This is a genomic window from Neorhizobium descurainiae (assembly GCF_051400715.1).
In the GTDB taxonomy this organism is placed as follows: Bacteria; Pseudomonadota; Alphaproteobacteria; order Rhizobiales; family Rhizobiaceae; genus Neorhizobium.
Genome location: NZ_JBLFFK010000020.1, coordinates 14,786 through 28,698, shown reverse-complemented (window position 1 = coordinate 28,698; position 13,913 = coordinate 14,786). Strand labels below are relative to the sequence as shown.

The 13,913-nt window shown below is 61.1% G+C and carries 13 protein-coding genes and 2 pseudogenes; 9 read left to right on the top strand and 6 right to left on the bottom strand.

The window, feature by feature from the left end:
- Window positions 1-27: 27 nt before the first annotated feature.
- The gene (locus ACMGE0_RS26030) at window positions 28-759 is read right to left on the bottom strand and encodes a DUF2092 domain-containing protein (RefSeq protein ID WP_436818791.1); all 732 of its coding nucleotides are present in this window, start codon (window positions 757-759) and stop codon (window positions 28-30) included.
- A gap of 419 nt (window positions 760-1,178) precedes the next feature.
- On the opposite strand from ACMGE0_RS26030, the gene ACMGE0_RS26025 reads away from it, so the two are divergent.
- Window positions 1,179-1,478 (top strand): hypothetical protein, encoded by a 300-nt coding sequence (locus ACMGE0_RS26025; RefSeq protein ID WP_436818121.1) that lies wholly within the window; start codon window positions 1,179-1,181, stop codon window positions 1,476-1,478.
- A 204-nt stretch (window positions 1,479-1,682) separates the two neighbouring features.
- Here the strand turns inward: ACMGE0_RS26025 and ACMGE0_RS26020 are convergent, their stop codons facing one another.
- Entirely contained in the window at window positions 1,683-2,519 is an 837-nt protein-coding gene (locus tag ACMGE0_RS26020) for an alpha/beta fold hydrolase (protein WP_436818890.1), read from the bottom strand.
- A 318-nt stretch (window positions 2,520-2,837) separates the two neighbouring features.
- Window positions 2,838-3,482, bottom strand: a complete 645-nt coding sequence (locus tag ACMGE0_RS26015; RefSeq protein ID WP_436818790.1) for a hydrolase — start codon at window positions 3,480-3,482, stop codon at window positions 2,838-2,840.
- 154 nt (window positions 3,483-3,636) lie between these two features.
- On the opposite strand from ACMGE0_RS26015, the gene ACMGE0_RS26010 reads away from it, so the two are divergent.
- Window positions 3,637-4,530 carry a LysR family transcriptional regulator gene (locus ACMGE0_RS26010; RefSeq protein WP_436818789.1) on the top strand — a complete coding sequence of 298 codons (894 nt, stop codon included), beginning with the start codon at window positions 3,637-3,639 and terminating at the stop codon, window positions 4,528-4,530.
- Window positions 4,531-4,549: 19 nt separating this feature from the next.
- On the opposite strand, the gene fabF is transcribed toward ACMGE0_RS26010, so the two are convergent.
- Window positions 4,550-5,818 carry a beta-ketoacyl-ACP synthase II gene (fabF, locus tag ACMGE0_RS26005; RefSeq protein ID WP_436818788.1) on the bottom strand — a complete coding sequence of 423 codons (1,269 nt, stop codon included), beginning with the start codon at window positions 5,816-5,818 and terminating at the stop codon, window positions 4,550-4,552.
- Window positions 5,819-5,893: 75 nt separating this feature from the next.
- Window positions 5,894-6,481 (bottom strand): TetR family transcriptional regulator, encoded by a 588-nt coding sequence (locus ACMGE0_RS26000; protein WP_436818787.1) that lies wholly within the window; start codon window positions 6,479-6,481, stop codon window positions 5,894-5,896.
- Between the two features lie 99 nt (window positions 6,482-6,580).
- Between ACMGE0_RS26000 and ACMGE0_RS25995 the strand changes: the two are divergent.
- Both ACMGE0_RS25995 and ACMGE0_RS25990 read left to right on the top strand, forming a co-directional pair.
- Window positions 6,581-6,961: pseudogene (locus ACMGE0_RS25995) on the top strand (efflux RND transporter periplasmic adaptor subunit); the annotation flags it as partial.
- Window positions 6,959-7,387, top strand: a pseudogene (locus tag ACMGE0_RS25990) (efflux RND transporter permease subunit); the annotation flags it as partial. The pseudogenes ACMGE0_RS25995 and ACMGE0_RS25990, both read left to right, overlap by 3 nt.
- A 152-nt stretch (window positions 7,388-7,539) precedes the next feature.
- On the opposite strand, the gene ACMGE0_RS25985 reads toward ACMGE0_RS25990, so the two are convergent.
- Window positions 7,540-8,559: a substrate-binding domain-containing protein gene (locus tag ACMGE0_RS25985; protein WP_436818786.1), complete on the bottom strand. Its 1,020-nt coding sequence runs from the start codon at window positions 8,557-8,559 to the stop codon at window positions 7,540-7,542.
- 168 nt (window positions 8,560-8,727) lie between these two features.
- Between ACMGE0_RS25985 and iolG the strand changes: the two genes are divergently transcribed.
- The 5 genes from iolG (at window position 8,728) to ACMGE0_RS25960 (ending at window position 13,909) form a co-directional block, all read left to right on the top strand.
- Window positions 8,728-9,720, top strand: a complete 993-nt coding sequence (iolG, locus tag ACMGE0_RS25980) for an inositol 2-dehydrogenase (protein ID WP_436818785.1) — start codon at window positions 8,728-8,730, stop codon at window positions 9,718-9,720.
- A gap of 142 nt (window positions 9,721-9,862) precedes the next feature.
- The gene (locus ACMGE0_RS25975; RefSeq protein WP_436818784.1) at window positions 9,863-10,786 is read left to right on the top strand and encodes a sugar ABC transporter substrate-binding protein; all 924 of its coding nucleotides are present in this window, start codon (window positions 9,863-9,865) and stop codon (window positions 10,784-10,786) included.
- A 62-nt stretch (window positions 10,787-10,848) separates the two neighbouring features.
- Complete coding sequence (locus tag ACMGE0_RS25970; protein ID WP_436818783.1) at window positions 10,849-11,955, top strand: ABC transporter permease; 1,107 nt, start codon at window positions 10,849-10,851, stop codon at window positions 11,953-11,955.
- A gap of 1 nt (window position 11,956) precedes the next feature.
- Window positions 11,957-12,736 (top strand): ATP-binding cassette domain-containing protein, encoded by a 780-nt coding sequence (locus tag ACMGE0_RS25965; protein ID WP_436818782.1) that lies wholly within the window; start codon window positions 11,957-11,959, stop codon window positions 12,734-12,736.
- Window positions 12,737-12,790: 54 nt separating this feature from the next.
- A complete protein-coding gene (locus ACMGE0_RS25960) occupies window positions 12,791-13,909 on the top strand; it encodes a Gfo/Idh/MocA family protein (RefSeq protein WP_436818781.1) in 1,119 nt (372 codons plus the stop codon).
- The last annotated feature ends 4 nt before the right edge of the window (window positions 13,910-13,913 follow it).

Sequence of the window (13,913 nt, the reverse complement as noted above, 5' to 3'; positions counted from 1 at the left end):
GATTGCACAGCGCGAAGCGACCATCCCTCATTTTTCACTCACCTTCTGGGGGAGCCAAATCCTGCCCGCCCCTTCAGGTGCGCTGAATTCGAACGTTTCCGGCGGCAATATCGGGTTCTCTTCCCACTCAATTTTGGCCGTGACTCTCGGACGCGCGAGGTTGTCAACGTCGACGAGGGAGACCTTCAGGGGCAAGGGACTGCCTTCGGCGGCAATCCAGAACTCGGCATCCTGGTCGGGACTGCGAAATGCCCAATGGCCGGTAAGCTTGCCGTCCACATAGGCAGGCCCCACGAAGAAACCTTCCGTTATCAGCGCGAATGAAGCGTCGGGCGTGCTCCATGCGAACAGATCGGCAAGCGGAAAGGTGAGCTGGTATTTTTGCGCGATCTCATCGAGAATTTCCTTGATCGTCGAGGGGGCGGGCAGGATGGCAAAGACATTGTCGTGCGGCCAGGCATAGATCACGTTCCGGCCGTCGTAGATGAGTTCGCCATCGACCACGTCCGTGGTCAGATCCATTCTGAGTTTGTCCGGTCGCCTCACTTCGTATGTGACTTCGCTTCCGATTTCGACTTTTTGTTCGGTGTCGAGAACCACCTCCGCCGATACTTCCGCCTCGATTGTGAAGCTCTGCAAGGACTGGAGATGGTCGCCCATTCTTCTCAACGCGTCCACGGCATCCGGCTCGATCCGAACATCCGCCTCTTCGCCGTCCTGCGCCAGGAGGCTTCCGGACACGAGCAGTGCCGCTCCCACCGTGGCGATGCGAGATTTGCATCGTGTGTCCATTTGAGCGCTCCTCGATCGACAGAACTGAGCTCAGATACGGGGTTGGAGGCACGAATGAGCAGCCGGACGCGCAGACATCTTCGCTGGAATTGGTCTGACGAGGGGAAGGGTGTCTTTGACAGGCGTAAATTGTAAGTACGCAACGGTAACTGATGGTGAAGCCACCCTCGTGGATGCCGTCGCTTAAGAGCAAATCTGCTGACCGCTGACGATGGTGGACCAACGAAATCAGGTCGGGAGCACGCACCAGCAAGCATCCTCTCCGGTCAACCCGCAGAGGATCGAGGTGCGTTGGAATGGATCGCGGCATTCTGTAACTGTTGCGTACTTCCCCCGACGCGGCCGGAAGATAAGTTTGTTTCCGATGAACACCCAGGAGGCCGCCGGTGCCCGGGCGAAACAACAGCGGAGAAGCATCAGGCGAGGCCGGGCAGCGTGGATTGCTGAAGCTGATGCTGAGACTGCCAACCGTCCGGGGCAGGCTGCAGATCCTCGCAGCGCGATCGTCCTCCCTTGCCGAACTTTGCGAAGCATACGAGGAGGCCTGCGCGATGCTCGACAAGCTCGAAGCCGACCAATCCAATTCCGACACGGCCCTGATCGGGGAATACCGGACGATCTGTATCGATATCGAAGCGGACGTCATCCAATACTGTCTCGATCATCGACATCATGTGCCGGATTAGCACGCAAACCGGGAGCGCCCTATCGCTATAAGTTTGGACGCTCCGGTTTCCTATGAGATGATCCTCCGGTGGCAGCGGCTCACGTCGAGGATCTGGCGTGAGCCGCTTTGCCGGCACCAGCCCGGGTCTACAGCACTGCTCAGGACTTCGGGCCAACGGCGGGCGACTGCCGGACAGGGCAGGGCGCCCCGTCCCGCGAGCCCCTTACCCGGTGACGAACTCCAGAAGGTCGGCGTTCAGCACACCGGCGTTCACCGTCAGCATGCCATGAGAGAAACCGGGATAGGTCTTCAGCGTGCCGTTCGGCAGCAGCTTGACCGCCTTCAAAGCCGAGGCGGCGATCGGAACGACCTGGTCGTCCTCGCCGTGCAGCACCAGCGTCGGCACGGCGATCGCCTTCAGGTCCTCGGTCTGGTCGGTTTCCGAAAAGGCCTTGATGCCGTCATAATGCGCCTTGGCGCTACCCGTCATGCCCTGCCGCCACCAGTTCTGGATCACGCCTTCATGGACCGTCGCGCCCTCGCGATTGAAGCCGTAGAACGGGCCCGCCGGGACGTCGCGGAAGAACTGCGCGCGATTGCCGGCCAGCGCCGTCCGAAAATCGTCGAACATCTCCATCGGCGTGCCCTCGGGGTTGTCGCCGGTCTTCAGCATCAGCGGCGGAATGGCGGCGACGAGGACGGCCTTGGCCACCCGGCCCGCAGGTTCGCCATGTCGCGCCACATAGCGCGCGACTTCGCCGCCACCGGTGGAATGGCCGATGTGAACCGCGTTCTTCAGGTCCAGCGCCTTGACGACGGCAAAGGCGTCGGCTGCGTAGTGATTAATGTCGTGACCGTTGGCGACCTGCTCCGAGCGTCCGTGGCCGCGCCGATCATGCGCGACGACCCGATAGCCCTTCGACAGGAAGAAAAGCATCTGCGCGTCCCAGTCGTCGGAACTGAGCGGCCAGCCATGGTGAAAAACGATGGGCTGGGCGTCCTTGGGCCCCCAGTCCTTGTAGAAAATCTGTACGCCGTCGTCGGTCGTGACAAAGCCCATGGTGTGTTCTCCTTCCGGAATATTGTGGATCGCAGGCCCCGCGGCATACGCGGGGCCCGGCGGAAAGGCGAAGCTTGCGGCAAGCGCCGAGGCCGAGATCAGAACGTCGCGGCGGCTGAGCGGCAGGCCGAGGGTGAAGGTGGGAGGCATGGAGGAGTATCCGCGAGTTGTTCAAAAGGCGGCGGGTGGATCACACGCAGTCGCCGCACATGAACGGGTCTGTTGCGGCAGAAGGCTTCCCTGTGAGGTGAGGGCGGCGAGGGCCTGCAAACGGATCGCTTCCGACCCTCACCGAAATGCTGGCCATCCCGGCCGGAATCAGCCAGCTACTGGCGTGTTGAGAAGCTGCTGCTCCCAAAGATACGCGATGCCGCTGCCGCCGAAGTGCTGGATGAGAATCTCGGTCAGCTCCTCGACATGCTCGGTGCGCGCCCAATCGCGCTGCCATTCGCCAGCGAGCGCCATCACGGTCATCACGTTCGCGCCGGCCGCGATCATTCGCTGAATGGCAACTTCGTGAGACTCCTTCGAAATCCCGCCCGACGCGTCGGTGATCACGGTCACGTCCCAGCCTTCGCCGGCGGCCTGGATGACAGGCATTGCGACGCAGACCTCGGTCCACAGGCCGGCGATGATCAGTTGCTTGCGGCCAGTCGCCTTGACGACGTTCACCACATTCTCGTCCTGCCAGGTGTTCACCCAGGTGCGATCGATGACTTCCTGATCCGGAAATACGTCGGTGATCTGCTTGAAGAGAAGCCCACCGCGCGCCGCGATCACGCTGGTGAGAATGGTCGGAACGTTGAAGGCTTTTGCCAGCTTCGCCAGCGCGGTCGTGAGGTTGACCACAGCTTGCGGATCGTGGCTGTTCAGGTTTGCGAGCTGATAAGGCTGGTGATCGATCAGAACGAGGACCGAATCTTCGGGACGAAGAAGCGAATCGAGGCCGTTACGAGGGGTCATCAAGACTTCCTTTCTCTGCCGCTATGGACGGCGGTGGGTTCACGGGGGACATGCGCCAGGGGGCGACGTTGCCGGGACGCAATTTGCCGTTCCCTCTGGTGATGCGGTAGTGTCATAGTCGGGCAAGCTGTGTCGCGAAATGAGGAACGCCGGAATGGACATCGAAGACCTACAGACATTCGTCGCAGTGGCCGATGCCGGGGGCGTATCGGCCGCCGCGCGCCGGCTTGGCGTCTCCAAGTCGATCGTCAGCCGGAGGCTCTTTCGGGTTGAAGCAGAGCTTGGCGTTCAGTTGCTTGCGCGGACGACCCGCGGTGCCGCGCTCACGGAAGCGGGGATCACGTTCAGGGACCATGCGGCCAGAGCCAGCGCCGAGATCGACACCGCCAGGGAAACGATCCTCCCGACCGGTGAGCTGCGCGGCCGTCTGAGGGTTGCCATGCCGCTTACTTTCGGCCCAACCCACTTCGCCCCGGTGCTCGCGGACATGGCGCGCCAGCACCCGCAGCTTCACATTCATACCTCCTACAGCGATCGCTTCGTCGATCTCATCGCAGAGGGTTTCGATTGCGCGATCCGGGGCGCCTACCTTCAGGACTCCAACCTGATCGCGAAGCGCGTCGGGCCGATCCATGGAAAGCTTGTCGCCAGCCCGGATTATATCGAAGCGCACGGATCACCCGAAACGCTGGACGAACTCGTCACCCATCAGGCGCTCATGCAGGGAACGGAAGCCTGGCAGTTCATGGATGGCGACAAGATCGTCACGGTCCAGCCGCAGGGCCGGTTCAAGGCCGACAGCGCCACGGCGCTTGCCGCCGCGGCGGCGGCAGGTCTCGGCATCGCCTGGCTTCCCGATTGCATCACATATGAATATGTGACCTCCGGCGCATTGGTTCCGATCATGACACGCTATCCGGTGCCTCCGGGGGCCGCGTATGTCGTACGCCCGCCGGGTCAGCATCCCACGCGAAAGGTGCGGGTGCTCACCGAAATGCTGAGTGAGTATTTCGCACGAAATCCGGACGTTTGGGGTTTCGATCGTTGAAACACGACGGGCGGGCCGGTCATTCGGTCCAACGACGAAACAGGGCACTCGCATTCACGCCCCCGAACCCAAATCCGTTCGTAATTGCATAGTCCATCTGCATCGGCCGGGCCTTGTTCACAACGAAGTCGATCCCGTCGCCGGCGGGATCTGGGGCATTCAGGTTCAGCGTCGGTGGAGCCGTCTGATCTCTGAGGGCGAGGATCGAGAAGATTGCTTCCAGCCCACCTGCGGCGCCGAGAAGGTGTCCCGTCGCGGACTTCGTACCGCTGACTGCTATCCCTGCTGTCGAACCGAATACTTTCTTGATGGCTTCGATTTCACCGCGATCGCCGAGAGGGGTCGACGTGGCGTGCGCGTTGAGGTGCTGAATCTCATGCGGAGAAATGCCAGCCTGCTTGATGGCAATTTGCATCGCTCTTGCGGCGCCGGATCCGTCCTCGGGGCCGGAGGTGACGTGGTGCGCGTCCGCCGTTGTTCCATAGCCCACCAGTTCAGCGAGCGGCTCGGCCCCGCGAGCCAGCGCATGGCTCAAGGACTCGATCACCAAGATGCCTGCACCTTCTCCCATCACGAAGCCGTCACGGAGCATGTCGAAAGGCCGCGACGCCAAGGCAGGGGTGTCGTTGAAGCCGGTCGAGAGAGCCCGCGCGGCCGCGAAGCCTCCAAGGCTAACGGTGTTCATGCATGCTTCCGTGCCGCCACAGATGGCAATATCGGCCTCGTTCGCCCGGATCATGCGGGCTGCGTCTCCGATTGCCTGGACGCCAGCCGCGCATGCTGTCACCGGAGCGCCGAGCGGTCCCTTGAGGCCATGTCGGATGGATACCTGGCCAGCCGCGAGGTTCACCAGAAATGATGGAATGGTGAAGGGCGAAAGGCGCCGCGGCCCTTTCTGGTCGACGGTCCGTACCGCGTCCGTGATCGCCGGAAATCCTCCGACCCCGGACGCAATGATCGTTGCCGTCCTGAGGCGGTCCTCTTCCGAGACAGGTTTCCAACGGGCTTGCGTAAGGGCTTCCTCCGCCGCCGCCAGTGCGAAGAGGATAAACCGGTCCACCTTGCGCTGATCCTTTGGCGCCAAAACGCTGTCGGGGTCAAAGCCGCCGTCGCGGTCCTCTTCGAAGGACGGGACAACACCGCCGATTTTTGCGGGGAGATCGCCGACGACTTCGTCAGGTAGCCGGCGGATGCCTGACTTGCCCGCCAGCAAGCGGGTCCATGAGCTGTTGACGTTGGCAGCCAGTGGGCTGACCGCCCCCATTCCGGTTACGACGATACGACGCATGGCAACTCCAGTAGTAAATTTGCATCCCCGCAGGATTCGAATGCTGAAACGATCGAGACCTGCATGCCCTGCTCCTCAATCAGCCGTCTCTGAGACTGCAATGCGTTTCACCTCGGTAGCCGCTGCTTCCAGCAGGCGGTCTGACAGCTTCTCATCGGTCAGGATCCGCGAAAGCGTCACTGCACCGACCATGAGCGAAAGCGCTGCCATTGCCTTTTGCGAGGCATCAGGATGGCCAGACGTCGGCATCAGTTCCTCGAGAACCTGCAGATGTCCCTTGATGCCGTCCTGAAACGGCTTGCGGACGTCTATGCTCTGGCGGGCCGCGTCGGCTCCAAGCGCCACCAGCGGGCACCCATCTCCTGTTTCGCTACGGTGTCCTGCCGAGAGATAGAGGTCGACGACCCCCTGGAGCGGATCGGGACTCGAAGCGGCCACCGAGGACCATCTCCTCGTGGCGCTCTCCATCGCCCGCCGCGAGGCGAGTGCCGCCAAGTCGTCCTTGGACTCAAATTGCTTGTAGAACCCGCCTTGGGTGAGGCCGGCGCCTTTCATCAAATCCTTAAGGCCGATGCCATCAAAGCCGCGTTCGCGAAAGAGCCTGCTCGCGACATTGATGACCGTTTCCCGGTTTGCTTCCGCTTGAGCGCGACTGACCCTCATGATCGTCTCCTTTTAGATTTCTATTGACATCTATAATGCATTTAGAGTTATGTTGCAATCTAAACCTATAACCCCGCCCGTCAAGAAGGGTCAGAGAAAATGAAGCGCAAAATCCTCCTCTCCTCCGTGGCCGTACTCGCCACGGTCGGCGCTGTCGCCGCCACTTTTCTGTTGGCGCCGACGCGCAAGGAAGCGGAGGCCGCAGATCCGCGTAGCCTCGCTCCGCTCGTCAGCGTGACAAAAGCCGGAACCCCGGACGCCGCCAATCGCAGCTTCACGGGTACCGTTGCTGCCCGGGTGCAGAGCGATCTCGGCTTTCGAGTTCCGGGAAAGATTGTCGAGCGGCTTGTGGGCCTCGGCGAAGAAGTCAAAGCCGGGCAGCCATTGATGCGGGTTGACGACACCGATCTGCGCCTTGCTCTGTCGGCAAAGCGCAATGCCGTTGCCGCGGCCCGGGCAACATCCATTCAGGCGCAAGCCGGCGTGGTTCCCGTCCTGCTCATCTTCAACCAGCCATTTGGATTCAACGCCATCCTTGGCCTCATCGGACTGGCCGGCATCCTTATGCGCAACACTTTGATCCTGACGGAACAGATCAAGGAGAACCAGGCGGCTGGTCTGGATGACTACCATGCGGTCATCGAGGCGACCGTGCAAAGAACAAGGCCCGTGATCCTGACGGCATTGGCAGCAGTCCTTGCATTCATCCCCCTGACGCATTCGGTCTTCTGGGGATCCATGGCCTATACGCTCATCGGAGGTACGGCGGTCGGAACGGTTCTAATCCTGCTGTTCCTGCCCGCTCTTTATGCGACGTGGTTCCGCATTCAGCCGCCTGAACGAGCGGCCGATGACCGGAGCGAAGATTACGTTCAACGTGAACAACTGGCACTGGCTGCGGAGTGATTGCCGTGTCTGGTGCCGGTAAGGTCGATGATGGATCATTCGGGTCCGTATCGATGATTTGGGACGCCTTGGCCTACAAGGCTGCTCGTCGAACTGCTCCCGGTACGACAGGCAGGCGGTCTTGCAAAAGAGGATACCGAGTGCCTTCGGACCTAAGCACTCTCTCTGCGTATCAGGCTCCCGACGAAGAGATGGTTAAGGTCCTGCTCATCCGGATCGGCCAGGACTTTGACCAGGTATTCCGCCATGTCTGCGAGAGGCTGACGATAAGTCGTGAGGCGATAGTTGGGGTTGTCGGCCTGGGGAACGTCATCGAAGCCGGTAATGGCAATATCGCCAGGGATCGAGAGACCCAAGGCATACCGAACCGCATCGCTTGCGCCCATCGCGAGGGCGTCGTTCTCGCATACCAGCACATCCGGCAGGTCTTCCCGCGCACAGTTGCTCAAACGCTCCGTCACGACTTTGCCGGCCAAGGCTGGATCGTATGTCTGAACAGTCACCAATTCCGGCTCAACCCCGAAATGCGTTGTCCAGTATGAGAAAAAGGTTTCCTTCCGCAGGAGATGCGCCGAATAGGTCTGCGGTCCGGCGACAAAAAGCGGACGTTGATATCCGCGTTGATGAACGTATCTCGCGAGTTCGGTCATCGCCCCCACATCATCGACCGCGATCGAGATCGTATTCGAGTGCTCCGAGCTGCGAGCAAAGATGATCAGCTTGCGAAACCGGCGCGCGTGAAGCGCGGTTTCAAGCACTTCATCGTCGAATTGCAAGCCGATCAGGATGACCGCGTCCACGCGTCTTTGGCTGGCATTCAACAAAGCATGGCCGGCGTCATCCCGATCCAGGGTATTGACCAGCAGTATATCCCATCCCTCGCGCCGCAAGATCCGGGTCAGGCATTCCATCATAACCAGTTTGTGGGGGTTGGCGAAGTCGTCGATCAGCAGCGCTATCAGGTTCGACCGGTCCGAGGCCAGACTTGCGGCACGCAGGTCTGGTACGTAGCCCAGCCGCTCGGCGGCAATCATCACCTTTTCGAGACTTTTACGGGAGATCGAGGCTTCCTTGCGGAAGGCACGGTTGACCGTCCACCGCGACACACCAGCAGCGGCAGCGACATCGTCCGCAGTCACGTTCGCAAATTCAAGCTTTTTCCCGTCCGGCATCCTCATCTCCCGATCCTCCTCGATAGGATCGCGCTTTATTGATAGCGCGAATATCGGCCAGTCCAATAAAAAAATTGCTCCCGCGAGCAAAAAATTCTTGCTCGCGAGAGCAAAATTAAAGATAGTCCCTCGAAGGCGGCGGCAGGCCCGCTTGTTGGGAGGATATCAGTGCTTAGAATTGGATTACTCGGGGCGGGCCGGATTGGCCGTGTGCACGCCATCAATATTGCCGGTCATGCCAGGAGCGAGTTGATCGCAGTCTCGGACGTAAATGAAGAGGCGGCGCGTTCCCTGGCCGACTCCTACGGTGCGAAGGTCCTGAGCTCCGACGAAATCCTCATGGATGCCTCTATCGATGCCGTGCTGATCGCTACGTCCACCGATACCCATTCGGACCTGATTGAAAGGGCGACGGCCGCCGGCAAGGCCGTGCTTTGCGAAAAGCCGGTGGATCTTTCCCTGCAGCGGGCCAAGGCATGCCTGGCCATGGCATCGGCAACCGGCGTGCCAGTCATGATCGGCTTCAACCGCCGTTTCGATCCGAATTTCGCAGGAGTCAAGGCGACCCTGGAGGCTGGCGGGATAGGCAAGCCGGAACTGCTATCGATCACGTCATTCGATCCCTCGCCGCCACCCGTCAGCTACGTCAAGGTGTCCGGCGGCCTGTTCCGCGACATGATGATCCACGACTTCGATATGGCGAATTTCCTCATGGGCGATGCACCCAACGCCGTTCATGCGGTCGGAACCTCGATCGTCGATCCTGAAATCGGAGCAGCCGGCGACGTCGATACCGCCGTCGTGACGCTGACATATGCCGACGGGCGCATCGCCGTCATCAAGAACAGCCGCCGTGCCGTCTATGGCTATGACCAGCGCGTCGAACTGCTGGGCTCGGAGGGACTGCTTTCGGCGGGGAATGTCCTCGAGCACACCGTTTCCAAGGCGACGAAGACCGGCGTTACGAGCGCCAAGCCCGAGTTCTTCTTCCTTGAACGATACATGCGCGCCTATGCGGCGGAATGGGATGCCTTCGTGCGTGCCATCCTCGACGGCACCCGTATTCCGGTCACGCTGAAGGACGGTGTTGCAGCTCTGGTAATGGCCGAAGCGGCAACGCAATCGGCGGCATCGGGACAGCCGGTTTCCTTGGCATTCTGAAAGATTACGATGGCGCGGGCCATCCGCAAACATTGCCGAGTGCACGGGAGGTGCCGTCGCCGGCTTTCAATTCCGGCCTTTTGGGCCGGATGAGTGGGCGTCGAGGAGTGGCGCCGGTGGCAATCTTAACTGGGAGGTTAGCATGAAGAAACTATTCGCATCTGTCACGGTTGCCGGCATCATGGCCATGGCCGCGCCGGCGTTCGCAATTGACATTATCGTCGTGGCGCATGGCCAGGCGAACGATCCATTCTGGTCAGTGGTCAAGAACGGCGTCGAGAAGGCGGCCAAGGACACCGGTGCAAATGTCGAGTTCCGTTCGCCGGAAACCTTCGACATGGTCCAGATGGGCCAGATGATCGACGCCGCCGTAAACCAGGAGCCGGACGGCCTCGTCGTCTCCATTCCGGACGGCGACGCGCTTGGTCCGGCGATCAAACGTGCGGTCGATGCGGGCATTCCGGTCATCTCGATGAATTCCGGTTCCGACGTCGCGCACAAGCTGGGCGCGCTTCTGCATGTCGGCCAGTCGGAGTTCGACGCCGGCAAGGCCGCCGGCGCCAAGCTCGCTGAAATGGGTGGCACCAAGGGCATCTGCGTCAACCAGGAAGTCGGCAATGTCGCCCTCGACCTTCGTTGCAATGGCTTTACCGAAGGCTTTGGCAAGCCTGTTGCCGTCATCCCCACGCAGAATGATCCAGCGGAAGTCGAATCCAAAGTTCGCGCGGCGCTCGAATCCGATCCAGCCGTCGATACTGTGCTGGGCCTCGGTGCTTCCCTGGTTGGCGAGCCCGCGGTCAAGGCCGTTCAGGCGCTGGGCCGCGACAACGTCCTGGTCGCTAGCTTCGACCTGTCTGCTGGTTTTCTGAAGGACGTCGCCGACGGCAAGGCCGCTTTCGCAATCGACCAGCAGCAGTTCCTCCAAGGCTATCTGCCTGTCGCATTCCTCGCCTTGAAAGCCCAGTATGGCCTCGTTCCGGGTGGCGACGTACCCTCTGGACCGAACCTCGTGACCAAGGAGAGCGCCGCCAAGGTGATTGATTTGTCCGCTCAGGGCATCCGCTAAGAAAAAGTGGCCGGGAGGCATGTGGGTAGGGCCGCCCGGCCATCGCCAAGAGGAGGAAAACCATGTCGATTGAAACGCTGACGCAAACGGATGAGCGGATCAAATCCGAGTCCTTTGCCACCAAACTCATGAAACGACCGGAATTGGGGGCAATCGGGGGCGTGGTCCTCGTCACACTTTTCTTTCTCGCCACTGCGGATCGGACAATGTTTACCCTGTCCGGCATAATGAATTTCATGACCCCGGCGGCCCAGCTCGGCATTCTTGGCATCGCCGCCGCCATGCTAATGATCGGTGGAGAGTTCGATCTCTCCATCGGGTCGATGGTAGCGTTCTCCGGCATGCTCTTTGGCGCTTTTACCGTCAATGTCGGTATGCCGCTCATTCTTGCCATCCCGCTCACCATGACGTTTGCCGCCATGCTTGGCGCAGCCAATGGCCTGATCGTCATCCGAACAGGTCTACCGTCGTTTATCGTGACGTTGGCTGGATTGTTCATACTGCGCGGCGCGACGCTGGTTGGTCTCAAGGTCCTGACCGGCGGGGCTACGCAGCTTCGCGGAATCAGGGAAGCCATCGGCGAAGATTTTCTCACGCCGATCTTTTCCGGCGACGCCTTCGGGTTTGTGTTCAGATGGCTCGCCGAGGCCGGTCTTGTGGAGAGCTTCAAGTCCGGCGTGCCCAAGGTGCCTGGCATTCCGGTGGAAATCATCTGGTTTGTCCTCTTCGCCGTGATCGCCACCTACGTCCTGTTGCGAACTCCGGTTGGCAACTGGATCTTCGCCACGGGCGGCGATTCTCTTGCTGCGCAGAATTCCGGCGTTCCTGTCCGAAACGTCAAGATCGCGCTCTTCATGCTCACAGCCGTCGCTGCCGCCCTCGTTGCCATCATCACGGTCATCGACGCCGGTTCGACCGATGCCCGTCGCGGCTTCATGAAGGAATTCGAGGCGATCATCACGGCGGTCATCGGCGGCTGCCTGCTGACCGGGGGCTACGGCTCGGCAATCGGAGCCTTCTTCGGTGCGATTATCTTCGGCATGGTGACGATCGGTCTTACCTATACGAGATTCGACCAGGACTGGTTTCAGATCTTCCTTGGCGCAATGCTGCTGCTCGCCGTGATCTTCAACAACGTCATCCGCCGACGTGTGACCGGAGAGCGCTGACATGACCGCACCGATCATCCACATGGAAAATATCAAGAAGCACTATGGCAATGTCATTGCGCTGAACGGGGTAACCTTCGACGTCATAGCGGGCGAATGCCACTGCCTTCTCGGCGACAACGGCGCCGGCAAGTCGACCTTCATCAAGACCATGTCGGGCGTGCACAAGCCGACGGAAGGTTCGATCACCTTCGAGGGCCGGCCCCTGTCATTCGAGAGCCCGCGCGATGCGATGGAAGCCGGCATTGCCACGGTGTTCCAAGATCTCGCGATGATCCCGCTGATGTCGGTCACGCGCAACTTCTTCATGGGGCGCGAGCCGACCAAGGGGTGGGGGCCGTTCAAACGCTTCGACATCGACAAGGCCAATGAGATCACCATGGCGGAGATGCGCAAGATGGGCATCAACCTGCGGGCTCCGGATCAGGCGGTCGGCACGCTGTCCGGCGGCGAGCGGCAGACGGTGGCGATCGCCCGCGCCGTCTATTTTGGCGCCAAGGTGCTGATCCTCGACGAGCCGACCTCCGCGCTCGGCGTCCGGCAGACCTCCAATGTGCTCGCCACCATCAACCGAGTGCGTGCCCAAGGCATTGGTGTCGTCTTCATTTCACACAACGTCCGTCATGCCATGGCGGTCGGCGACCGCTTCACCGTGCTCAACCGGGGCCAGACGCTGGGGACTGCAAGGAAGGGCGAAATCAATGCCGCTCAATTGCAGGACCTGATGGCCGGCGGCCAGGAACTCGCCGAGCTGGAAGGCTCGCTGGGCGGGACGATCTGAGGGTTGCAGCGGCGGTCGATACGCCGCCCCGCCATGCTTAAACCGGGGATGAAAATGTCGTCTTCAATGCCGCAGACAGAACTTGGAATCGCCCTGATCGGCACGGGCTTCATGGGCAAGTGCCATGCCATGGCCTGGCGCAATGTCGCCGCCGTTTTCGGCGGCGCGCATCCCAGGCTCGAGATTCTTTCGGACGTCACCGAGGACGGTGCGGGGCGGTTCTCCCGGCAGTTCGGATTTGCACGGTCGACCGCTCGCTGGGAGGAGGCGGTTTCCGACCCGAAGGTCGATGTGGTTTCGATCACCGCGCCGAACGGGATGCACCGGCCGATGGCTGAAGCGGCGCTGAAAGCCGGCAAGCACGTCTGGTTGGAGAAGCCGATGGCTCTGACGCTCGAAGACGCCGAGGCCATGGCCGAAACGGCCGCCGCCCATTCGGGGCAGGTGACCATGCTTGGCTACAACTACCTGAGAAGTCCGGCATTCCAGGCTGCACGGAACATGGTTCGCGACAGAGTGATCGGCAAGCCGCTCGCCTTTCGCGGGGTCTATGACGAGGACTATTCCGCTGATCCACTCCTCCCGTGGTCCTGGCGGATGACTCGCGAGGGCGGCGGTCTGGGGGCGCTCGGTGACCTCGGCTGCCACCTTGTGAGCCATATGCTGGCGCTGATGGGGCCGGTGGCGGAAGTCGTCGCCCAGACCCAGATCGCCGTTCCCTCGCGCCCTTCGCCCGATGGGGCGAAGCGGGTGGAGAACGAGGACAGTGCGCTCGCGCTTTTGCGCTTTACCTCCGGCGCGCAGGGCTCGTTCGCCACCTCGCGGGTGGCGCGTGGGCGCAAGTGCAGACTGCAGTGGGAGCTGCACGGTACGGACGGAACGATCGTGTTCGATCAGGAGAACATGAACGAACTCTGGGTGTATCGCGCGGGAGATGACGGATTCGTCCGCCACCTGACAGGCCCTGCGCAACCGGATTTCTCAGTCTTCTGCCCGGCGCCGGGCCACAATTTCGGTTTCAATGAGCAGAAAGTCATCGAGGCACGCGATCTCCTGACGGCGATTGCCGGCGGTCCGAACGCGGGTCCCGATTTCGCCCATGGGCTGGAGATCGAGAGGATCATTCACGCGATGGCTGCCTCGAACGGTACAGCGATCCGGCTCGGGAGGTAATAAA